At 63.3% G+C, this 21,921-nt stretch carries 16 protein-coding genes and 2 pseudogenes; 5 read left to right on the forward strand and 13 right to left on the reverse strand.

The genetic code is table 11. The features are described 5' to 3' along the window. Positions 1-4 precede the first annotated feature (4 nt). The 12 genes and pseudogenes from ffh to gdhA form a co-directional block, all read right to left on the reverse strand. Positions 5-1,639 carry a signal recognition particle protein gene (gene ffh / locus CZ338_RS10665; protein WP_087118165.1) on the reverse strand — a complete coding sequence of 545 codons (1,635 nt, stop codon included), beginning with the start codon at positions 1,637-1,639 and terminating at the stop codon, positions 5-7. A 105-nt stretch (positions 1,640-1,744) separates the two neighbouring features. Then, positions 1,745-2,089 carry a P-II family nitrogen regulator gene (locus CZ338_RS10670; RefSeq protein ID WP_087118166.1) on the reverse strand — a complete coding sequence of 115 codons (345 nt, stop codon included), beginning with the start codon at positions 2,087-2,089 and terminating at the stop codon, positions 1,745-1,747. A 190-nt stretch (positions 2,090-2,279) separates the two neighbouring features. Next, a pseudogene (locus CZ338_RS11195) lies at positions 2,280-2,513 on the reverse strand (ammonium transporter); the annotation flags it as partial. 102 nt (positions 2,514-2,615) lie between these two features. Further along, positions 2,616-4,400 carry a signal recognition particle-docking protein FtsY gene (gene ftsY / locus CZ338_RS10680; protein WP_407919377.1) on the reverse strand — a complete coding sequence of 595 codons (1,785 nt, stop codon included), beginning with the start codon at positions 4,398-4,400 and terminating at the stop codon, positions 2,616-2,618. Positions 4,401-4,430: 30 nt separating this feature from the next. Then, positions 4,431-7,981, reverse strand: a pseudogene (gene smc, locus CZ338_RS10685) (chromosome segregation protein SMC). 29 nt (positions 7,982-8,010) lie between these two features. After that, the gene (locus CZ338_RS10690) at positions 8,011-8,295 is read right to left on the reverse strand and encodes an acylphosphatase (RefSeq protein WP_087118271.1); all 285 of its coding nucleotides are present in this window, start codon (positions 8,293-8,295) and stop codon (positions 8,011-8,013) included. A 35-nt stretch (positions 8,296-8,330) separates the two neighbouring features. After that, positions 8,331-9,881 carry an alanine/glycine:cation symporter family protein gene (locus tag CZ338_RS10695; protein WP_087118168.1) on the reverse strand — a complete coding sequence of 517 codons (1,551 nt, stop codon included), beginning with the start codon at positions 9,879-9,881 and terminating at the stop codon, positions 8,331-8,333. A gap of 94 nt (positions 9,882-9,975) precedes the next feature. Then, positions 9,976-10,830, reverse strand: a complete 855-nt coding sequence (gene mutM / locus CZ338_RS10700; RefSeq protein ID WP_087118169.1) for a bifunctional DNA-formamidopyrimidine glycosylase/DNA-(apurinic or apyrimidinic site) lyase — start codon at positions 10,828-10,830, stop codon at positions 9,976-9,978. Between the two features lie 6 nt (positions 10,831-10,836). Beyond that, positions 10,837-11,595 carry a ribonuclease III gene (rnc, locus tag CZ338_RS10705; RefSeq protein ID WP_087118170.1) on the reverse strand — a complete coding sequence of 253 codons (759 nt, stop codon included), beginning with the start codon at positions 11,593-11,595 and terminating at the stop codon, positions 10,837-10,839. Between the two features lie 11 nt (positions 11,596-11,606). Further along, positions 11,607-12,185 carry a YceD family protein gene (locus tag CZ338_RS10710; protein WP_087118171.1) on the reverse strand — a complete coding sequence of 193 codons (579 nt, stop codon included), beginning with the start codon at positions 12,183-12,185 and terminating at the stop codon, positions 11,607-11,609. A gap of 80 nt (positions 12,186-12,265) precedes the next feature. Next, a complete protein-coding gene (locus tag CZ338_RS10715) occupies positions 12,266-13,024 on the reverse strand; it encodes a DivIVA domain-containing protein (protein ID WP_235839537.1) in 759 nt (252 codons plus the stop codon). 71 nt (positions 13,025-13,095) lie between these two features. Further along, positions 13,096-14,442 (reverse strand): NADP-specific glutamate dehydrogenase, encoded by a 1,347-nt coding sequence (gdhA, locus tag CZ338_RS10720; RefSeq protein WP_087118172.1) that lies wholly within the window; start codon positions 14,440-14,442, stop codon positions 13,096-13,098. 240 nt (positions 14,443-14,682) lie between these two features. Between gdhA and CZ338_RS10725 the strand changes: the two genes are divergently transcribed. Continuing rightward, positions 14,683-15,804 (forward strand): glycerate kinase, encoded by a 1,122-nt coding sequence (locus tag CZ338_RS10725; protein ID WP_407919382.1) that lies wholly within the window; start codon positions 14,683-14,685, stop codon positions 15,802-15,804. On the opposite strand, the gene CZ338_RS10730 is transcribed toward CZ338_RS10725, so the two are convergent. Then, a complete protein-coding gene (locus CZ338_RS10730) occupies positions 15,774-16,169 on the reverse strand; it encodes a hypothetical protein (RefSeq protein WP_087118273.1) in 396 nt (131 codons plus the stop codon). The genes CZ338_RS10725 and CZ338_RS10730 overlap by 31 nt on opposite strands. Before the next feature lie 52 nt (positions 16,170-16,221). Here CZ338_RS10730 and CZ338_RS10735 point away from each other — a divergent pair, with 52 nt between their 5' ends. The 4 genes from CZ338_RS10735 to CZ338_RS10850 form a co-directional block, all read left to right on the forward strand. Further along, a complete protein-coding gene (locus CZ338_RS10735; protein WP_087118274.1) occupies positions 16,222-17,550 on the forward strand; it encodes a DUF4921 family protein in 1,329 nt (442 codons plus the stop codon). A gap of 107 nt (positions 17,551-17,657) precedes the next feature. Next, positions 17,658-18,965, forward strand: a complete 1,308-nt coding sequence (locus CZ338_RS10740; protein ID WP_087118173.1) for an amidohydrolase — start codon at positions 17,658-17,660, stop codon at positions 18,963-18,965. 122 nt (positions 18,966-19,087) lie between these two features. Beyond that, positions 19,088-21,475, forward strand: coding sequence for a glycogen/starch/alpha-glucan phosphorylase (locus CZ338_RS10745; RefSeq protein WP_087118174.1), 2,388 nt, complete (start codon positions 19,088-19,090; stop codon positions 21,473-21,475). A gap of 150 nt (positions 21,476-21,625) precedes the next feature. Next, on the forward strand, positions 21,626-21,921 hold a 296-nt coding region (locus tag CZ338_RS10850; RefSeq protein ID WP_143341306.1), incomplete at its 3' end, for a hypothetical protein.

Genomic DNA, 21,921 nt, shown 5'->3' on the forward strand with positions numbered 1-21,921 from the left:
CGTCCTACTTGCCTTTGCCCATGCGCTTCATTGCTTCGCCGAAGTCAAGGTTGTTCAAATCGATGCCGTCCATGCCCGGCGGCAGCTGCTCCTGCATCTTCCGCAGCTGGGCGGGATCGAGCTGATCCATACCCGGCATTCCGCCCATTCCGGGCATTCCACCCATTCCCGGCATTTTCGGGCTTCCGCCCTTCTTCGCCGGCTTGCGCTTGCCGTTCTTGCCCTTGCGGCCCTTCGGCTTCTTCTTCGTGGCGGAACGGCCCATGCCCGGCATGCCGCCCATACCCGGCATGCCGGACAGGCCGAACTGGCTGGCCATCTTGCCCATCATCTTCTTGGCTTCAAAGAAGCGCTCCACAAGCTGGTTCACTTCGGCGACGGTGACACCGGAGCCGTTGGCGATGCGCTTGCGGCGGGAGGCGTTGAGGATCTTCGGGTCCTCGCGCTCTTGCGGCGTCATGCCGCGGATGATGGCCTGGATACGGTCGAGTTGCTTCTCGTCGACCATGTCGGCCATCTCGTTCATCTGCTTGCCGCCCGGCATCATCTTCAGCAGGTTGCCAATAGGCCCCATGCGGCGGATCATGAGCAGCTGGTCGAGGAAGTCCTCGAGCGTGAGCTCCCCGGAGCCCAGCTTCATGGCGGCTTCTTCCGCTTTCTGCTGGTCCATCGTCGCTTCCGCCTGCTCGATGAGGGAGAGCAGGTCGCCCATGCCGAGAATGCGGCTGGACATGCGGTCCGGGTGGAAGATGTCGAAGTCCTCGAGCTTCTCGCCCGTGGACGCGTACAGGATCGGCTTGCCCGTGACCTCACGGATGGACAGGGCGGCACCACCGCGGGCGTCGCCGTCGAGCTTGGTCAGGACAACACCGGTGAAGTCGACACCGTCGGCGAAGGCCTGCGCGGTGGCGACGGCATCCTGGCCGATCATGGCATCGATGACGAAGAGGACTTCGTCGGGGTTGACGGCATCGCGGATGTTGCGCGCCTGCGTCATCAGCGTCTCGTCAATACCCAGGCGGCCTGCGGTATCGATGATGACCACGTCAGCGTGGGTGCGGCGAGCCTCCTCGATCGAGGCTTTGGCCACCTCGACCGGGTCGCCGTGGGATGTGCCCATCTCGTGGTCACTCGAGTCCAGCGAGGTGCCCGGGTCCGGAGCGAACGTGGGCACGCCAGCACGCTTGCCGACGATCTCCAGCTGCTGCACCGCCCCCGGACGCTGCAAATCGCAGGCCACCAGCATCGGGGTGTGACCCTGCTTGGTCAGGTGGAGCGCGAGCTTACCTGCCAGAGTCGTCTTACCTGCACCCTGTAGACCGGCGAGCATGATGACGGTCGGCGGGTTCTTGGCTAGGTTGAGCCGGCGGGTCTCGCCGCCGAGGATGTTGGTGAGCTCCTCGTCGACGATTTTAATGACCTGCTGCGCCGGGTTGAGCGCCTCGGACACATCGGCCCCAAGCGCGCGCTCCTTCACCCGCTTGATAAAGGCGCGGACAACAGGCAAGGAGACATCGGCCTCAAGCAGGGCGATGCGGATCTCACGGGCAGTGGCGTTGATGTCCTCTTCCGTGAGTTTGCCCTTGCCGCGCAGACCTTTGAGCGCTGTTTGCAAGCGGTCGGACAATGACTCGAACACGAGTGGCACGCTCCTTGGAGAACGGTAGAGGGTTAAGACAGAAACTTCCCTATACCCTAGCGCGCCGGAGCGTGCCGTCGATAAGCGAAGTGCTTTTAAGGCACGCTAATTGACGATCGCGTCCTCGTCCGTCTCCCCCGCGCGCACTCGAATGACGCGTTCGACAGGTGTTACCCAGATCTTTCCGTCGCCGATTTCTCCGGTGTACGCCGACCCCAGGATCGCGTCGACTGCCGCCTTCTCCTGGGAGTCCGTGACCACGACTTCGAGTTTGAGTTTGGCCACATAGGGCGAGGAGTACTGGGCCCCACGGTAAAACTCAACTCCGGCTCGTTGGCGTCCTCGGCCCTGGGCTTCCGTAATCGTGATTCCCTGGATGCCTGCCCCTTCAAGGGCGACCACCACATCTTCCAGTGTGAACGGTTTGATGACTGCTGTGATGAGCTTCATCGTTCAATCTCCTTGTCCTTGACGGGAGCCGCCTTTTTCTGGGCAGTGACCGCTGTGCGGGAGTGCGGTTCATGGTGCTCCCGCGATTCGTTCAAACCGAGCTCCGCAGCTGCCCGGTTGCCCATCGGTAGTCCACCGGGGCGCATGCCGGGCCCACCGAAGTCGTAACCGGTCTCGCGGTGCATCGAGCCACCGTTCCCCAAATACCTGCCACCAAGTGGACACCCACGACGTCGAGCGAGTCATCGTAGTTGAAGGTGTACTTCAGCCCCACGCCGAAGCAGGCGAGGATGCCACCAATGAAGCCGAGCGCCAGGGAGGAGACTGGGTTGATGTCTCCCGCGGCGGGTGTAATTGCCACGAGGCCGGCCACTAGACCCGAGGAGGCACCGAGCGGAGTCGCGTACCCGTCGCGCAGACGCTCAAACCCCGAAAAAACCAAAAATGCGACATAGGTCACTCCTATGCCGCATTTTAAATTCAGTTGGTTATGCCTATGAAGCTGCGGTGAAATCAGCCGTTTTCGCTATCCGAGCAGGGCGTCCACGAATCCTTCGACCTCGAACGGTGCGAGATCGTCGGCTCCCTCGCCGAGTCCGACGAGCTTCACCGGCACGCCGAGCTCCTCCTGGACCTGGAAGACGATGCCACCCTTGGCGGTGCCGTCCAGCTTGGTCAGGACCACGCCGGTGATCTCGACGACATCCTTGAACACGCGCGCCTGCATGAGACCGTTCTGGCCGACGGTGGCGTCGAGCACCAGGAGCACCTCGTCCACCTGCGACTTCTTCTCCACTACTCGCTTGACTTTGCCCAGCTGGTCCATGAGGCCGGTGGAGGTGTGTAGACGTCCGGCGGTGTCGATGAGCACCACGTCGGCCTGCTGCTCCACACCGGTCTTCACTGCGTCGAAGGCGACGGACGCGGGATCCGCGCCTTCCTTGCCTCGGACGGTGGAGGCGCCCACCCGGCGGCCCCATGTCTCCAGCTGGTCGGCGGCCGCCGCACGGAAGGTATCGGCCGCACCGAGCACCACGCTGTGCCCCATGGAGATGAGCACACGCGCGAGCTTGCCCGTTGTCGTGGTCTTGCCGGTGCCGTTGACGCCGACGACGAGGATGACCGCCGGCTTGCCGTTGTTCGGCATCGCCTTGATGGAACGGTCCAGCTCCGGCTTGCCCGCCTCAATGAGGGTCTCGCGCAGCATTGCTCGCGCCTCTTCCTCGCTGGACACGCCGCGTTCCGCGATCTTCTCGCGCAGCGATTCGGTGACCTTCATGGTCAACTCCGCGCCGAGGTCCGCCATGATGAGCGTGTCCTCGATCTCCTCCCACGCATCCTCGTCGAGGTCGCCTGCGGAGAGAATGCCAAGCAGGCCCTGACCGATCGCGTTCTGGGAACGGGACAGACGGCCACGCAGCTTCCCGATACGCCCCGCCGCCGGTTCAATATCGTCCAACTGCGACTCAGGCACCGGCTCCGTCTCAATGACGCTCGCCTCGGTCTCCTCCGCTTCCGCGGAGACTCCTGCTCCGGCGGCTGCCGCACCAGCTGCTCCAGCAGCAGCACCCGCGCCCGGCGCCGGCGTCTGCTCGCGTGCTTCTTCAGCAGCATCGGCCGTGGAGCGCGCGGCCTCACCGGCCTCCTGGGCCTCAGCCTCAGCAGCCTCAGCAGCCTTTGCATCCGCGGCACCTGCGTCATCAAGCTCGGACTGTTCGGCCGGCTCAACGGGCTCCTGCTCAACCGCCTCGGCTGGTTCCGCGGATTCCACAGGTTCAGTGTTTTCCACAGGCTCCGCGGGCTGAGCCGACTCAACCGGCTCGACCGACTCAACCGGCTCAATCTCCGCCGGGTCCGGCTCAATGAGTTCAGTCTCGGACTCGGCGACCTTCCCTGGGTCGACCTCGTCGTGCGGCTTGGGGGCGATGCGCTCGTTGTCAGCGGCGGCAGCATCGGCCCTTCCAGCAGCGCCGGTTGCTCCGGCAGCCCCCACGACGCCAACCGCGCCCGCAGCCGGACCAGGGGTGGAGGGGCGGTCGGTGTTCAAGGGCTCGTCGATACGCACGGGCTCTTTCTCAGCCGTCGGAGCGCCGGCGGGCGCGAAATTGAATCCGCCTTTGGCCTGGTAGTTGCCGGATTTCTCCTGTTGGGTGAGCTCCTTTTGCTGTTCCGGCTCCTTCTTTTCAAAGGAGACCGTCTTGGACTTCTTGCGGTTGTTGCCAACGACGACAACGATGCCCACGATGATGAGCAGCGCCACGACGACGGCGATAACGACCCACAGAACAGTTGAATTCATCATGCTCCCCATAGTGCCACCTAATCGCGGCACGGGAAGGAGCTATTCGGCCGGCCCGCGCGGAGCCGGATTCATGCGCTGCGAGATGACGCGTGTGACGCCGTCGCCGCGCATGGTCACGCCGTAGAGCACGTTGGCAACGTCCATCGTGGGTTTCTGGTGCGTGATCACAATGAGCTGCGAGTCTTCGCGGAGTTCCTCGAGGAGGGCGATGAGGCGGCGGAGGTTGACATCGTCCAGCGCGGCCTCGACCTCGTCGAGCACGTAGAACGGGCTGGGTCGCGCGCGGAAGATGGCCACGAGCATGGCGAGAGCGGTGAGCGATTTCTCGCCGCCGGACAGAAGCGACAGACGCTTGACCTTCTTGCCGGGCGGACGCGCCTCAATCTCAATGCCGGTGGTGAGCATGTCCGCAGGATCGGTGAGCATGAGCCGCGCCTCGCCGCCCGGGAACAGCGTCTGGAACACGCGCGGGAATTCGCGTTCAACATCGTGCCACGCGTCGGTGAACAATTGCAGGATCTGCTTATCGACGTCCTCGATCACCCCCGCCAGGTCCTTCCTCGCCTGCACCACGTCGGCGAGTTGGGTGGACAGGAAGCTGTAGCGTTCCTCGAGGGCCTTGTACTCTTCCAGTGCCAGCGGGTTGACCTTGCCCAGGGCCGCGAGGTCCTTCTCCGCCTTCTTGAGGCGCTTCTTTTCTTCCGCCTCATCGAAGTCATCTGCCGGCGTGTAGTCCGCGAGGAGGTCGTCGATGGCGATGCCCAGCTGCTCGACGATCTTCGTTTCCGCCTCATCGATGCGCACCTGGGCCTGCTCGCGGGCGATGTCCGCGGCATGCGAGGTATCGCCGAGGCGGTTGAGCTGTTGCCGCAACGCGCTGACTTTGTCCCGGGCCTGCGACTGGCGCGCGGCGAGCTGCTTCACGTCGGCGGCAAGCGTGTCGCGGCGTTGCGTAGCGCGTTCGAGCGATTCCGCGATGCGGGCCGCCAAGTCGCGCGCGTGTACCGCGACTGCCTGGGCGAGCTCTGCCTGAGCGCGTTTGCGAGCCATGGCCGCGTCGTGCCGTGCCTTCGCCTGACGTTCGTGCTCAGCTTGGCGGCGTAGTGCCGCTCCCTTTCCCGCCACGTTGTCCACTGCCTGCTGGGCCGAACGTGCGGCAAGCGTCGCTTCCATTTCTTCTGAGCGTGCCTGGTTCAACGCCGCGTTCGCTTCGTCGCGCGCGGTGGCGTCGGCTTCCTCATCGGAATCGGGACGTTCCACGCGGGACAAGCGGTCACGGGTCTCCGCCAGCGCTTTTTCGCGTCCGCTAAGGCGGATGTCCGCCTCATTCGCCTGCTTCGCGGCACTGGCGTGTTGCTTGGTGGCTTGCTCCGCTTGCTTGACCAGGCGCTGGTGGTCGCGCTTCCACGATTCCGCCTGCGCATCGTGCTCCTTGAGTGCTGCCTTCGCGGACGCCGCCGCCACGCGTGCCTCCTCCGCAGCGATCTTCGCCCCCTCGAAAGTGCCGGAGAGCTCGTCGAGCTGCCGCTGAGCGTCCTCGAGCTCCAGCGCGGCGGCCTCAATTTGGGCGGCGACCTCCACACTGGACGCACCACCGGAGCCCGCGGCGAGCCAGCCCTCACCCACGACAATTCCGTCGGGCGTCACAGCCCGCAGACGGGGATCGTCGCCTACCGCCCGGCGCGCGGCCGATTCGTTGTCGGCGAGCACAACGTCCACAAGCAGACGGGTGATGGGACCGACCACTGTGTCCTCGAGGGTGACGTGGTCGAGCAACCACGTTGTCCCGGCCGGCGGCGCGCCGTCGAGGCGCCACGCGCGCCCGCCAGCAGACGTATCCACCACGACCGCGCGGGAGGCATCGCGCAGCTCGCCTGCGATCGATTCCGCGTCGATCTCCCCGGCGAGGGCCTCGGCGTGCGCACCGAGAGCCGCCGCCAAGGCTTTCTCCACACCCTTCTCCGGCTTCATGCGGTCCGCAACAGGGGAAAACGTCGGGCCTAAGACATCAGCGGCGGCGGCGACGGGAGCGGTCTCGCTCAGCGTGGCGATGNGCGGTCCGCAACAGGGGAAAACGTCGGGCCTAAGACATCAGCGGCGGCGGCGACGGGAGCGGTCTCGCTCAGCGTGGCGATGCGCGCGGAGAGCGAATACACCGTCTTCTCCCGCGCCTTCTGCTCGGAGCGGAGCTGCTCAAGCCTCTGCTCGGCGGCATCCGCTTCCGCGGCGGCCCGGACATGGGCATTTACGAGTGGCTCGCGCCCGCGGGCGATCTCCGCGACCTTCTCGGCGGCGGTCTGCGCTTCTGCGTCCGCTTCCTGCGAACGCGCGCGGGTCTCCTCGGCGGCGGCGGCAAGCCGCTCGATCTCCTGCTTCGCGGAGTTCACCGCGGCTACCTGGCTCTCCTCCTGCGCGAGCAACCGCACAACACCTTCGCGGCGGTCGGCGATCGCGCGCACTTGCGCCATGTGCTCGGCCTCGGCGGCGCGAGCTTTTTCTGCCAGCTCCTCCACGCGCGCGGCAATGTCTTTCCGGCGCGCTTCAGTCTTGCCAAATTCGGCGTATGCGTCTGCGTGCTGCTGCTCGGCGCGTTCGGCCCTGCGAATCAGTTCATCCGGATCTTGGCCGCGGTACTCGGTGATGTCCCCGACGTGGGACGCGCGCTCAGTGGCGATGCGCAGCGTGGCGGACGTGCGCTCGGCTAGGGAGGACAGCCCGAACCACAGCTGCTGGGCCCGCTCGGAGTGCGCGGCCGCCGTGGTGTGCAGTTCCTCAATCTCAGATTGGTGTGATTCGGCTTCGGCCAGCTGTTCCGTCACAGTTTCCACTTGCTGGGCATGGAGGTGAGCAGCCCGTGCGGCGCTATCAAGCGACACCCTGAGAGTGACCACCTTGTGCCCGGCGAGACGCAGACGTGCATCGCGGACATCCGCCTGCACGGTCGCGGCGCGTTGCGCGGCCTCGGCCTGGCGCGCGAGCGGTTTGAGCTGCTTGCCCAGCTCCTCGGTGAGGTCTGTGAGGCGGTCGAGGTTCGCCTGCATTCCAGTGAGTTTGCGCTGCGCCTTCTCGCGGCGGCGGCGGTGCTTGAGCACACCGGCGGCTTCCTCGATGAACGCGCGGCGGTCCTCCGGGCGGGATTCGAGGATCTCGTTGAGCTTTCCCTGGCCGACAATGATGTGCATTTCGCGGCCGATGCCCGAATCGGACAGCAGCTCCTGAATATCCATCAAGCGCGCCTTGGAGCCGTTGATCTCGTATTCGCTGGCACCGTCGCGGAACATGCGGCGTGTTATGGCCACTTCCGAGTACTCGATCGGAAGCCTGCCGTCCGTGTTGTCGAAGGTCAGCGTCACTTCCGCACGGCCAAGCTGCTTGCGTTCCCCCGCGCCCGCGAAGATGACATCCTCCATCTTCCCGCCGCGCAGGTTCTTCGCGCCCTGCTCCCCCATCACCCAGGCGAGCGCATCCACCACATTCGATTTGCCTGAGCCGTTCGGTCCGACGACCGCGCAGATCCCGGGCTCGAATTTCATCGTCGTCGCAGACGCGAAGGACTTGAATCCTTTGAGCGTCAGCGAAGTCAGGTGCATTGTGGTGATCTTACCGCAGGTAGTCCGGTCTACCGCTCCTCGAAGCCCGAGGCGCCTTTCGGCTCGCTGTACTGCGCAACGACGGTGCGCACCTCGCCGGGGCGGTCCGCGGAGGACGGCTGTTCCTCAAGAAGAGCAAGAAGCTTATCGACGTCCCCCTGATCCCCCTCCGCCACCACTTCCACCCGGCCGTACTGCAGGTTCTTCGCGTAACCGGCCAACCCCAATTCGAGGGCGCGGCTGCGCGTCCACCAGCGGAAGCCGACGCCCTGGACGTGGCCGGAAACGAATGCTGTCATGCGTGTGGTGCTCATGTCGCCCACACTAGCCAGCATTCGCCGTACGGTTTTTAAATGCGGGTCAGCCCGCCCTCGTCGGTGTCCTCGGTGGCGCCATCGCGGCGTGCCTCATCGACCGTGACACGGTCCTCGGCGCTGCGGCGCGTGACAGGATCGGAACCGTCCCAGAACTCGATGTTCTTGATCTCTGGCAGCATGTCGCGGTGGAAGACCGGGTCAATGCCCTGGGAACGCTGCTCGTTGAAGTTCTTCAGCAGCTTGAAGGCGATGCCGCCGAGCGGGACGATCGCGATGAGGTTGATGAAGACCATGGTGGCCGCCATCGTGTCGCCGAGCGCCCACACGAGCGGCAGGGAACCGAAGGCACCGAAGATGACGAATCCGATGACGCCGAGGCGGAATGCGGTGAGCACGGACTTCTTCTTGGTCAGGTACTCGATATTCGCCTGCGCGAGGTAGTAGTTACCAATCACGGAAGAGAACGCCAGGAAGAACAGGATGAAAGTGACAAAGTGCGTGCCCCACGCACCGACGGAGTCCGCGAGAGAGGACTGGGTCAGCGCAGCGCCTTGGACCTCTTCGCCGTAGGTCGGCGCCGGGCCAAGAAGAATGATGAAGGCCGTGATGGAGCAGACGATGAGGGTGTCGAAGTAGACGCCGAGTGTCTGCACGAGCCCCTGCTTCACGGGGTGGGACACGGTAGCGGTGGCCGCTGCGTTCGGGGCGGAACCCTGGCCAGCCTCGTTGGAGAATAAACCGCGGCGCATGCCGTTCATGAACGCGTAGCCCACGGTCGCACCGGCGACCTCCTTGATGCCCAGCGCGTGCTCGACGATGAGAGTGAACATGCCCGGGATCTCGCGGTAGTTCACCACGAGGACGATGACGCCGATGATGATGTAGGCACCGGCCATGAACGGCACGACCACCTGGGTGACGTTGGCGATGCGGGTGACGCCGCCGAAGATGACCAGCGCGGTGACAATAGCTACCAGCGCGGCGACAATAGCCTTCAGCATTGTCGAATCATTGCCAAAGGAGCCGCCGACGGCCTCCACAATAGAGTTGGTCTGGATAGCGTTGTAGATGAAGCCGTAGGTGATGGAGATGGCCACGGCGAAGATCACGGCCAGCGGCTTCCACTTCTCCCCCAGGCCACGGGTGATGTAGTAGGCCGGGCCACCGTGATAGTTGCCGTCCGCATCCTTGGTCTTCCACAGCTGCGCCAATGTCGATTCAACGAAGGAAGTCGCACCGCCGACGAGCGCGATCATCCACATCCAGAACACCGCGCCCGGACCGCCCATAGTGATGGCGAGTGCCACACCCGCGATGTTGCCGGTGCCCACTCGCGATGCCGCCGAAATGGTGAACGCTTTGAATGCGGAGATACCGCCGTATTCCTCATCCAGGTCGCGGCCGTCGCGGTCTTTGCCCTTCGGGCTTTCAGTGACCGCCTTGAACATGTCGGGGACCATGCGGATCTGGACGAAGATAGTCCGCAGTCCGAAGTAAATACCAGCCGCGAGCAGCAGGAATGGGATGACCTTCCAGAGGTTGTCGTTGACGATGTCCGTCACAAACGACTCGAGTTTTTCCATGCGGGGGATTCTATACTCAGGTGGATCACACGAACGATTTCTGGGTTCCCCCTTCCTTCAACCCCCCGGCACCGTCTCGGCGGCCGGATTAGTGTCAGCGCGTCTGGCACACCTGGCAGTAGTAACTCGACCGCCCGTTGATCACGGTCCGGGAAATCGGGGTACCGCACCGCGCGCACGGCTTGCCGGCCTGGCCGTAGGCGTTCAGTGATCGGGAAAAGTAGCCGCTGGCACCGTTCACGTTGACATATAGAGAATCGAAGCTCGTGCCTCCGGCTTCGAGCGCACGCGCCATCACAGCCTGCGATTCTTCGAGCAGTGCCACAGCATCGCGCTGCCGGAGAGCTTTTCCTTTGCGGGTGGGCTTGACACCCGCCGCCCACATCGCCTCGTCCGCATAGATCGAGCCAATCCCGCTGACCACAGACTGGTCGAGCAGGATCGTCTTCACCGCCGAATTCTTGGTGCGCATCTTCCGCGCAGTGGCAACGGCATCGAAGTCCGGTTCAAATGGATCGGGTGCGATATGCGGAATGGCGGCGGGCAATGAACGCCCCTCCCCGAGCTCGGGCGCAGTGAGGGGGACGTACTGCCAGGACCCGAAGGTGCGCTGGTCTACGAAAGCTAGCTCCTTCACACCGCCGGGCCCCATGAGCTGTGCCCGAATGCGCAAGTGGGGGCTGTCGACGAGACCCGGTTCTCCCACCAGCATCTGTCCGGACATGCGCAGATGGACCAGAAGCGCAGAACCGTCGGACAGCGTGAGCCACATGAATTTGCCGCGGCGGTCCGTGCCTGTGACCGTCAATCCCGGCAGAACTTCGGCGAGATCCACGTCGTTCCCGCGCACGGCGCGCGGGTGCAGCACGTCGACGTTGCCAAAGGTCGACCCAACGACATGAGCGTCGAGCCCGCGGCGCACCACTTCCACTTCGGGGAGTTCAGGCACTGCGTCCTACCCCCGCCGCAAAGCGATGGTCTCTGGGTGATCTTTGAGAAAGAAGAAGGCTTCGCGGGCCGCGTTCTGCTCCGCGGTCTTCTTGTTGTGGCCGCGTCCGGTGCCGCGGGCAGTGCCGTCGATAAGCGCGTGCGCGGTGAAGACTTGCTCGTGCTCCGGGCCTTCTGCTGTGGCGGTGTACACGGGCGGGTGACCGCCGAGCTCTGCGACGCGTTCCTGCAGCTCCGTTTTCCAGTCCTGAATCCAGTGCGCGTTATCGATCTTCTCCTCGAAGAGGCGCAGGATGACATCGCGCGTGATGTTGAAACCGTGCTGGCGGTAGATGGCGCCGAGGATGGCTTCGGTCGTATCTGCGAGGATGGAGTCCTTGTCGCGGCCCCCGGTCGTTTCCTCGCCTTTGCCCAGCAGAACGTGGTCGCCGAGACCGATCTCACGGGCGATATCCGCAAGACCGTACCGCGAAACGATTCGTGCGCGCATCGGCGACAAATCTGACTCCGGGCGGGACGGGAAGCGCTCGAACAGAGCGTTCGCAATGGTCAGACCCAACACAGCATCACCGACGAACTCGAGACGTTCGTTATTCGGCAGCGTTCCGTGCTCGTTGGCGAACGAGCGGTGTGTGAGCGCGAGGCGCAAATTCTCTTGAGCGATCTCCACACCGAGCTTTTCCAGCAACGGCGCATGGTCCACGGCGGCGAATGCCTCAGCCAAGGCTTGGTCGCCGGGAATCTTATTCTTCTTGGCGCGTGGCACGTGACCCCCTGCTATTTGTCGGAGTCGGATGAGCTGCCGTCGCCGTCTTCAGCGGCCAGAAACTTCTCCAGCCCGGCCCAGCGCGGATCCACCAAGTCATTCTCCTCGCCAGAGATGCCGTCAGGCCCGGGCACGTCCGAATCCTCCGGGCACGCCGGCTCGCATACCGGGTTGAACGGCAAGTTCAAGCCCGCTTCGTCGACGAAAGACTGCTCGAGATCCACGATATCGTCCACAATCTTCGGGACATCGTCACCAGAGCCGTCATCCTCCGCAACCTCGGCATCGCCGGTAATGAAATCGTCAGAACCGGAAAACACCTGGGAAACCGTAATGGTCTCCGTCGGGGTCAGTTCACGCAGGCACCGGACGCACTGCCCTTTCAGCTGCGCTGTGGCAGTAGCGTCCACCAGCACACCTCCGCCGAGCGGAGTGACTGTTGCCTCGACAGTGACGTCTTGGCCTTCGGGGATAGCGATCATTTCCGGGCCGATGCGCGAGGGCGACGGGCCGGTGTGAGAAGTGGTCACTGGAAGTCCGTCGCCGTGTACAGCGGCGGAGACATCCACGAGAAACGGATTAGTAGCCATAGCGCACCCCAGGATACATTGCGGCGGTCGGACCCGGCCGCGCCGCAGGCCCGGCCTATGGCTCGGCCCCTGAGCAGCGGCTAGTTACCGCGACCGTAACCGCGTACCTCGCGGTCGTCGCGGATCTCGCGCGCGCCACGCTCGTAGCGACCGGATGCGCCGGCACCGTGGCGAAGAGCTGAACGGTCGGAGGTGACGGTGCGGAGAACGCCTGTGAGGGTCTCCTCGAACTCGGCGAGCTTGCCGTCGACGTATTCGTCGCATTCCCCGCGCAGGCGACTGGATTCGGCGTGGGCGGACTCCACAATTCGGTGCGCTTCTTCGTCGGCACGGCGGGTGACCTCGGCTTCGGACACCAAGCGCTGCTGCTCCTCCAAGCCCTCCGCGACAGAACGGTCGTAGGACTCGTTGCCGTCCGCCACGAGTCGCTCAGCTTCCCGGCGGGCACGGTCCACCAATTGGTCGGCCTCCTCGCGAGCGCGAGTGACGGTATTGTTCGCGTCCTCCTCCGCGTTGGACACCATGAGGGTGGAGCGTTGCTGAGCGTCACTCAGCATGGATTCAGATTCATTGTGCGCATCGGTGACTAGGCGCTGGGCTTCCCCTTCCGCGTCACCGATGATCGCGTCGGCCCGGTCCTCGGCACCGCGCAGAATCTCATCCTGCTTATCCAGGACATCTTGCGCATCGTCGATCTCGACGGGGAAGGCGTTACGGATGTCGTCCAGAAGTGCGAGCACTTCGTTGCGGGGAACCATGCAATTCGACGTCATCGGAACGCCGTAGGCCTGTTCGACGGTGTTGACCAGTTCATCGAGAGCTTCAAATACGCGGTACATGAGCCCAAGAGTACTGGTGGAACGGTAAACGCCCCGGCAAGCCGGGGCGCGTGTCCGAAATGCGACGGTGACTAGATGACACCCTGTGCGAGCATGGCGTCTGCAACCTTCTTGAAGCCGGCGATGTTCGCGCCGACAACGTAGTCGTTCTCGTGGCCGTACTCGGCCGCGGTGGCGGACGTGTTGCGGAAGATGTTCTCCATGATGTGCTTCAGACGGTTATCCGTGTACTCGAAGTTCCAAGAGTCACGCGACGCGTTCTGCTGCATCTCCAGGGCGGAGGTGGCCACACCACCGGCGTTTGCGGCCTTGCCGGGCAGGAAGTGGATCTTGTTGGAGCGGAAGATTTCGATCGCCTCGGCGGTCGACGGCATATTTGCACCCTCGGCGACGTACTTGACGCCGTTGTCCACGAGCTTCTGGGCGTGCTCGCCGTCCAGCTCGTTCTGGGTCGCGCACGGCAGGGCGACATCAGCTTCGAGGTCCCAGATGGAACCGTCGGAGTGGAACGTCGCGTCCTCGATCTGGTCCGCGTACTCGCTGACGCGGCCGCGGCGAACTTCCTTGATCTCCTTGAGTAGCTCGACATCGACGCCGTTCGGGGTCTCCACCCAACCCGAGGAGTCTGAGAAACCGATGACGGTGGCACCGAGCTCCTGCGCCTTCTCGATGGCGTAAATGGCCACGTTGCCGGAACCCGAGACGATCACCTTCGCGCCGGAAAGGCTGTCGTTATTGTGCTTCATTGCCTCTGCGGTGATGTACACGACACCGTAACCGGTTGCCTCCGTGCGGACGAGGGAGCCGCCCCAGGTCAGGCCCTTGCCGGTGAGCACACCGGACTCGTGCTCGTTGGCCAGGCGGCGGTACTGCCCGAAGAGGTAACCGATCTCGCGGCCGCCGACACCGATATCACCGGCCGGAACGTCGCGGTACTCACCGATGTGGCGGTAGAGCTCCGTCATGAAGGACTGGCAGAAACGCATGATTTCAGCTTCGGACTTACCCTTCGGGTTGAAGTCAGAGCCACCCTTGCCGCCGCCAATGGGCAGACCGGTCAGGGAGTTCTTGAAGATCTGTTCGAAGCCCAGGAACTTGATAATGCTCAGGTTCACGGACGGGTGGAAGCGGAGGCCACCCTTGTACGGACCGAGTGCCGAGTTGAACTGAACGCGGAAGCCGCGGTTCACACGCACCTCCCCGTCATCCGTAACCCAGGGAACACGGAAGATGATTTGACGCTCCGGCTCGCAGAGTCGCTCGATCAGGCCGTAGTCGTTGTAGTGGGGATCCTTCTGCAGAACGATCTTCAGCGAGTCAAGAACCTCGGCGACCGCCTGGTGGAACTCCGGCTCCCCCGCATTGCGCTTCAGTAGTTTGCCGTAATATTCCGAAATCTGGTCTTCGCTCGATACCATTAGCAATCCTTTCTATCGACTACTCGATAGTTTCGAAACTATAGTCCGGCAAACAGTCATTGAGTTCCCTTCTCAGCCGAATTGATAGCGTCTGGGAAGCCAGACCTACTGTTCAAACACCGCTTATTCCCCCGCGGTCCGCCGGAAAGTAAAAGGAGAACACCCACCATGGCAAACATGAGCTCTCAGCCCGCACATTTTTCGGCCGAGGACGAGAGCGCGGGCTTACCAGCAAATTTTCTGGCCGACGCGGACACGCTTCGAGTCGTCGTTGCGCCAGACTCTTTCAAGGGATCCGCGAGCGCGAGCGATGCAGCTGAGTGGATCGCGGAGGGAATCCAGTCCGTCATAATTGACTGTGACATTGAACACATTCCCATGGCAGATGGTGGCGAGGGCACATCGGCACTCTTCAGTGGCGAGATGATCACGCTTCCGACGACCGATGCCGCGGGGCACCTGACAGAGGCGAGCTACGTCTACAACGCGGAAGAGGAAACCGCCTATATTGATGTGTCTGCGGCCAGCGGCCTGCCGGCTGTCAAGGACAATCCGGTGCCGCTGACCGGAGACACCTACGGGACCGGTGTGCTCATCGCCGATGCGCAGACACGTGGTGCCCGGCGCATCGTGCTCGGTTTAGGCGGCTCAGCAACTATCGACGGCGGCACCGGCATCCTCGTCGCGCTCGGCGCCAATCCCCTCGACGCCGACGGCCACCCGCTCCGCCACGGAGGCGGTGCGCTCGGCGACCTGGACAGCTTCGACACCGCGAAGGTGAATATCCCCGCGGCCTCGGTCGAATGGGTTCTCCTCGCAGATTCGGAGTTCCCCGTGACCGGCCAGCAGGGAGCCGCGCATGTATTCGGCCCACAGAAGGGCGCGAGCCCCGAAGAGGTGGAGAAGGTCGACGCCGCGCTCGCCCACCTCTGCGAAGTCACGGGTGTGGACCCGGAGCAGCCCGGATACGGTGCCGCCGGCGGCATCGCCGTGGGCATCACTTGGCTGTCGCGGCTCATGCACGGCACCACCGACCACGTCCACGTCGTCTCCGGCGCACGCACGGTAGCCTCCGCACAGGGGCTCAAGGAGAAGATCGCGGAAGCGAACTTCGTGGTCACCGGCGAGGGCAAGTACGACGGGCAGTCAACCGCAGGCAAAGTCGCGTCCGTGGTGACCGAATTGGCGGAGGGAACGAATGCGACTGTCGCTATTCTCTCCGGCTCGTTCGAGTCCGAGGTGCCGGAGGGCGTTCTCGCAGTGGAGATCGGCGAGCAGACAGATGATGTCCGCGCGCAGCTCGTCCGCGCCGGTGCACAGGCTGCGGTGGACTACCTCAACACTTCAACAGCCCAGGGATAGACAGCGGGAAGTTCGAAATCCATCTGGCGCTCCAGCGCCACCGGGTCATTAGGCAGCTCAGCCTTCGGGGTGAGCACACGGGACAGGCCCATGGCCAACTGGTTCATCGAGCTCGCCCCTTCCGCAGTGATGAGGTAGCGCTGCACCACCGCATCGCCCGGTTCCTCGCTCCGCTCTTCCTCGTAGGCGTGCCGCAGCTGGGCCTCGGTGTCCTCGCGCACATCAGGTGAGGCATCGCGTGTCACTGAACCGGACGTGAGCCGCTCGTGGCGGACCAAAATATCCACTGCGCGGGCGAAAGCGTCTTCCACTTGCTTGCCAGCCGCATCGTCGGGAACGAGCACGTCAAACTGAATCGTCGGCATGAGGCCAGAGTAGCGAATAGCCTTGGAGTGCATGACGCACCCGACGTTCCCTATGTCGACCCCACTGGCAACCTCCCGCGATCCACTACACCAGATGGCTGACGGCACCATCAAGCAGCTCAATCCGTTCTCCGGCACACAGGTGTGGACGGTTCCCGGTCGCGGAAACCGCCCGCTATCAATACCGAAGCAAGAACCGCAGTCTCTCGAGGCGCATGATTTCACGTCGAGGTGCAATTTCTGCGTCGATAAGCAGCTCAACACGCCTCCCGAGAAATCCCGAATGGTGGACCGCAATGGGCACTGGGAGATTCTCCGTGATTTGCTCCCCCATGAACTGGGCGCAACTGAAGCCGCTTTCCGCCGCGTGCCTAATTTGTTCGAGATCGTCTCTTACGATTACTGGGCGCAGAATTACGGCTTCACCATGGACGAATCGCGACGGAACCAAATGGAGCGCTACCTCGCTGACGACGAAGGGCGGCGCCACGTCTTCGACATTGTGCGCACCCGGCTGAAGGCCTCAGGCCGCGACGATATTGTCAGTGAAGACGAGCTCCTCGCCCACGTCCCGGCGTACTTCGGGGGCGGCCACGACGTGATCATCGGGCGCCGCCATTTCACCGACGGGGCAACAGACTCGACCCAGCTGGCATCCTCCGGAAGCCTGTCGCTGGACGAGCACTACGCCTTCATCGCATTCACCATCGACTCTATGCGGGACTTGTACGCGCACAACCGTTACGCGCCGTACGTTTCGGTGTTCCAAAACTGGCTGGCTCCAGCAGGCGCCTCCTTTGAGCACCTGCACAAACAATTAGTCGCTATCGACGAACGCGGTGTCCAAGCCGAAATCGAAATAGCGAAGCTGCGGCAAAACCCCAACATGTACAACGAGTGGGGCATCAACTACGCCAGCTACCACAACCTCATCATCGCGGAGAATGACCACGCGATCATGTGCGCCGGCGTTGGCCACCGCTACCCAACCATTAGCGTGTATTCGAAGTCACCCACGTCGGAACCCTGGCTGCAGACGAACGAGGAAGTGCGCGCCATGTCGGACCTGCTCCACGCGGCGCACGCCGGCACGGGCACGGAGGTCCCCTGCAACGAGGAATGGCACCACAAACCGGTCGACCTGGATGTGCCCATGCCTTGGCGCATCAACATCAAGTGGCGCGTGTCCACCCTCGCTGGCTTCGAAGGCGGAACCAAGGTCTACGTGAACACCCTGTCGCCCTACGACATCCGCGACCGCATGGTCAGCAGCCTGTACCGCCTACGCGGGGAAGGCAGAATCGCCCACGACATCCGCATCGCCACCGAGTGCGCGCCTCCCCGCAACACGTTGCTCTACAACCCCGCTCTCAACAATTAGGCACCACTTACCCCGGGGAAGAACGAGTCTCTTATTTCCGCATTTCCTGCCTAGACTAGTCACTTGCACATTCAAAACAACTACGCCCCAAGGAGGATTCGAGCTACATGCCCGCCCATGCCGACCCGAGCGAGATCAAAGCGATTCTGCAGAATTACACGGTGGATCCCGCATGGCAGCGCGAGCTGTACGAGCACCTGCACGCCCACCCCGAGTTGTCCCTGCAAGAGAAGAACACCCACGCACGCATCCTGAAAGAGCTGGAGCGTTTCGACTGCCAGGTCATCTCCCCGATCGGCGGCTACGGCATCGTGGCGGTGTTCCACAACGGGCAGGCCGTCAACGGATCAGCTGGCCCGACAGTGCTCTTCCGCGCGGATTTCGACGGGCTCCCAGTCACTGAAATGACCGGTGCCCCGTACGCGTCGAAAGACACGGCAACGCGTGAGGACGGCTCCGTGACCGGCCTCATGCACGCCTGCGGCCACGACATGCACGTGACCGCCTTGCTGAGCCTGTGCGACATCATGGACAACAACCGCGAGCACTGGTCGGGTACCTTCGTGGCCTTATTCCAGCCAGCCGAAGAGATCGGCCGCGGAGCCACCGACATGATCACCGACCACCTCACCGACCGGATCCCCCGCCCGGACATCTGCCTGGGCCAGCACGTTATGCCGGGCCGCGCGGGACAGGTGCAAACGAAGCCTGGCCCCCAGTTCGCGGCGTGCGACTCCATCCGTATCCGCATTCCGGGCCGCGGCGCCCACGGCTCGATGCCGCACGCTGCAGTGGACCCGACCTACACCGCCGCCCACATTGTCCTGCGGCTCCAGGGCATCGTCGGCCGTGAGGTGAACCCGCGCGACTTCGCCGTGGTGTCCGTCGGCCAAATCAAAGCCGGCACCACCAACAACATCATTCCGGACTACGCGGAGCTGGTGCTCAACTGCCGCTTCTACAATGACGCGGTGAAGAACAAGGTCTACGAGGCTATCCAGCGCATCGTCATCGCCGAGTGTGAAGCGTCCGGCATCAAAGATGAGCCCTATTTCGAGTACTTCGCCCACGGCGAACTGCTGGACAACGACCGCGGCGCGTTCATGACCGTGCGCTCGACTTTCGACGAAGTCTTTGGCCCTGATTCAGTCGATTCTGAGCCGTCCACGGTTTCTGAGGATTTCCCGAACATTCCCATCGCGTTCGGAGTCCCCTACATTTTCTGGCTCATCGGTTGCACCCCGCGCACCGTGTGGGACAAAGCTGTGGCCGAGGACCGGGTGATCACCGATGTGCCTGTCAACCACATGCCCACGTTCCTCCCGGAATACGAGCCCACGGTCTACGCCGCCACCAACGCCGCGGCTGCTGCCGTGCTCACGTACTTGGCCACGCCGCTAGACCGCCGACCATAACCCTCAGCATCGGAATCGGTGCGTAAGCCAGTGAGCACGAGTCACCGGCTTACGCGATTCCCCGGTACAGTGGCGGGCGTTAGCGATTCTTCAGACGATCTGACTACCTGAGGTTTTCACGCATGAATTTGCCAGCTCATCCGCCCGCCTTCATCGACACCGTCGGCGGCCACGTCCGCTCCGTCTCGGGCTCCACCCCGGACGAGTCCAGCCGCAAAAAGTTCTGGACCGGCCTGTCGCTTGCCACCATCGAACAGTTCGCCGACAAGTGGGACGCGACCCGCGAGGCGTACGCGGCGACGAGGCAGCAGGCCTACTTCTCCGCCGAGTTCCTGATGGGCCGTGCCCTTTTGAACAACTTAACCAACTTGGGTCTCGTCGATGACGCCATCAAGGCCGCCGAGGAGAACGGCCAGGACTTCCTCAACGTCCTCGAAGCCGAGCACGATGCGGCGTTGGGCAACGGCGGTTTGGGCCGTCTCGCCGCCTGCTTCCTCGACTCCGCCGCCGCGCAGGACTACCCGGTCACCGGTTACGGCCTTCTCTACCGGTACGGCCTGTTCCGCCAAGAGATCGCCGACGGTTTCCAGAAGGAGCACCCGGATGCGTGGCGCGAGAGCTTCTACCCGTTCACCATCCGCCGCGGCACGCAGCAGCGCATTGTGAAATTCGACGACATGCACGTCCGCGCGATCCCCCACGACATGCCGATCACCGGCTACGGCACCGACAACGTGGGCACCCTGCGCTTGTGGGACGCTGCGCCGATGGCGGAGTTCGACTACGACGCATTCAACTCCCAGCGCTTCTCCGACGCGATCTTGGAACGTGAGGCCGTCCACGACCTCACGCGCGTGCTGTACCCGAACGACACCACGTACGCTGGCAAGGTCCTGCGTGTGCGCCAGCAGTACTTCTTCGTCTCCGCCTCCCTGCAGGAGATGATCGACAACTACATCGCGCACCACGGCGAAGACCTGCGCGGTTTCGCGGAGTACAACTCCGTGCAGCTCAATGACACCCACCCGGTGCTGGGCATTCCTGAGCTCATGCGCCTGCTTCTCGACGAGCACGGAATGTCCTGGGAAGACGCCTGGGACGTGACCACGAAGACCTTCGCCTACACCAACCACACCGTGCTGCAGGAGGCGCTGGAGACCTGGGATGTGTCCATTTTCCAGGAACTCTTCGGCCGCATTTGGGAGATCGTGGTGGAGATCGACCGCCGCTTCCGCGAGGACATGGCTTCCCGCGGACTGGAGCCGGACGCGATCCACCACTACTCCCCGGTCCACGACGGCAAGGTCCACATGGCGTGGATCGCCTGCTACGGCTCCTACTCCATCAACGGTGTCGCTGCGATCCACACCGAGATCATCAAACGCGACACCTTGGGTTTCTGGAACGAGCTGTACCCGGAGAAGTTCAACAACAAGACCAACGGTGTGACCCCGCGACGCTGGCTGCGGATGAGCAACCCGCGCCTGTCCGAGCTCCTCGACCGCCTCGTCGGTTCCGACGAGTGGGTCACCGACATGGACAAACTCAAGGAACTGCGCCACTACGCCGAGGACGACGCGGTGATGGAGGAGCTGCGCGAGATCAAGGCGGCGAACAAGCGCGACTTCGCCGATTGGGTCCGCGTGCACGAGCACGTCGAGATCGATCCAGAGTCGGTCTACGACACCCAGATCAAGCGCCTGCACGAGTACAAGCGACAGCTGCTCAATGCGCTCTACATCCTCGACCTGCACTTCCGCATCAAGGACGGCGAACAGGACATTCCGAAGCGCACGTTCATCTTCGGTGCCAAGGCTGCACCGGGCTACGACCGTGCCAAGGCCATCATCAAGCTGATCAATTCCATCGGCGACCTGGTCAACAACGACCCTGAATCGTCGAAGTACCTGCGTGTGGTGTTCGTTGAGAACTACAACGTCACCCCCGCCGAGCACATCATCCCCGCCACGGACATCTCCGAGCAGATCTCTACTGCGGGCAAGGAGGCCTCGGGCACGTCGAACATGAAGTTCATGATGAACGGCGCGCTCACCCTGGGCACGATGGACGGTGCCAACGTGGAGATCGTCGACTCTGTCGGCGAGGAGAACGCGTACATCTTCGGCGCCCTCGAGGATGAGCTTCCGGAGCTGAAGAAGAACTACAACCCGAGCGAGGTCTACGAGAACAATCCCGCCATCAAGCGCGCGCTTGACGCGTTTATCGACGGCACCTTGGACGACAACCACACCGGCATGTTCTCCGACCTGCGCGATTCCCTGCTTGTCGACGGCGGCTGGAACACCCCGGACCCCTACTACGTCCTGGGCGACTTCGAGTCCTACAAGGAGACCCGCGACCGCATGGCTGCGGAGTACTACGAGGACCCGCTGCACTGGGCGCGCATGTGCTGGATCAACATCTGCGAGTCGGGCCGCTTCTCCTCCGACCGCACCATCCGCGACTACGCCAACGAGGTCTGGAAGATCGAGCCGACCCCGATCAACTAGGCCGCTGGCCGCCGCGGGTTAGCGGCCCAACGCCCCGCCACGCCTCCGGCCGCCCCCGCGGACTCCAAATGCAGCTACCTGCTTGCAGCTAAAGCGCATTTTGGGAGCGCGGACAAAAGGTTGGAGTGTTCTGGGGTGGGAGGGGCCATAATGGCCGCGAGGTTTCCTACCGATATCCGTCAGGCCGCTGCGAAGCGGTTTCGGGACGGTTCTGCTGCCAAAGAGGTCTGCGATTGGGTTGAGCGGCAATGCGGCCGCCGCCCAAGCCCATTGACGGTACGCAAATGGAATGACGACATCCGACGAGGCATCGTCATCGCCGAGGTGCCGCAGACTCATCCGCCTGAGACTGTCGCGCGTGCTGTGGCGTTGCGCATGTCGTCTGAGTGGACATTGCGCGCTATCGAAGCAGAATGCAGCGTGCGTGCAGGGTCGATTCTCAAATG

Origin of the sequence: Corynebacterium urinipleomorphum (genome assembly GCF_900155535.1) — a bacterium.
Taxonomy (GTDB): Bacteria; Actinomycetota; Actinomycetes; order Mycobacteriales; family Mycobacteriaceae; genus Corynebacterium; species Corynebacterium urinipleomorphum.

Coding starts and splice junctions, on each gene's coding strand:
- CZ338_RS10670 (WP_087118166.1), bottom strand. CDS start 2,089: ATGAAGCTCATCACAGCAGTCATCAAACCGTTCACACTGGAAGATGTG.
- ftsY (WP_407919377.1), bottom strand. CDS start 4,400: ATGGGGAGCATGATGAATTCAACTGTTCTGTGGGTCGTTATCGCCGTC.
- CZ338_RS10690 (WP_087118271.1), bottom strand. CDS start 8,295: ATGAGCACCACACGCATGACAGCATTCGTTTCCGGCCACGTCCAGGGC.
- CZ338_RS10695 (WP_087118168.1), bottom strand. CDS start 9,881: ATGGAAAAACTCGAGTCGTTTGTGACGGACATCGTCAACGACAACCTC.
- CZ338_RS10710 (WP_087118171.1), bottom strand. CDS start 12,185: ATGGCTACTAATCCGTTTCTCGTGGATGTCTCCGCCGCTGTACACGGC.
- CZ338_RS10715 (WP_235839537.1), bottom strand. CDS start 13,024: ATGTACCGCGTATTTGAAGCTCTCGATGAACTGGTCAACACCGTCGAA.
- gdhA (WP_087118172.1), bottom strand. CDS start 14,442: ATGGTATCGAGCGAAGACCAGATTTCGGAATATTACGGCAAACTACTG.
- CZ338_RS10730 (WP_087118273.1), bottom strand. CDS start 16,169: ATGCCGACGATTCAGTTTGACGTGCTCGTTCCCGACGATGCGGCTGGC.
- CZ338_RS10735 (WP_087118274.1), top strand. CDS start 16,222: ATGTCGACCCCACTGGCAACCTCCCGCGATCCACTACACCAGATGGCT.
- CZ338_RS10740 (WP_087118173.1), top strand. CDS start 17,658: ATGCCCGCCCATGCCGACCCGAGCGAGATCAAAGCGATTCTGCAGAAT.
- CZ338_RS10745 (WP_087118174.1), top strand. CDS start 19,088: ATGAATTTGCCAGCTCATCCGCCCGCCTTCATCGACACCGTCGGCGGC.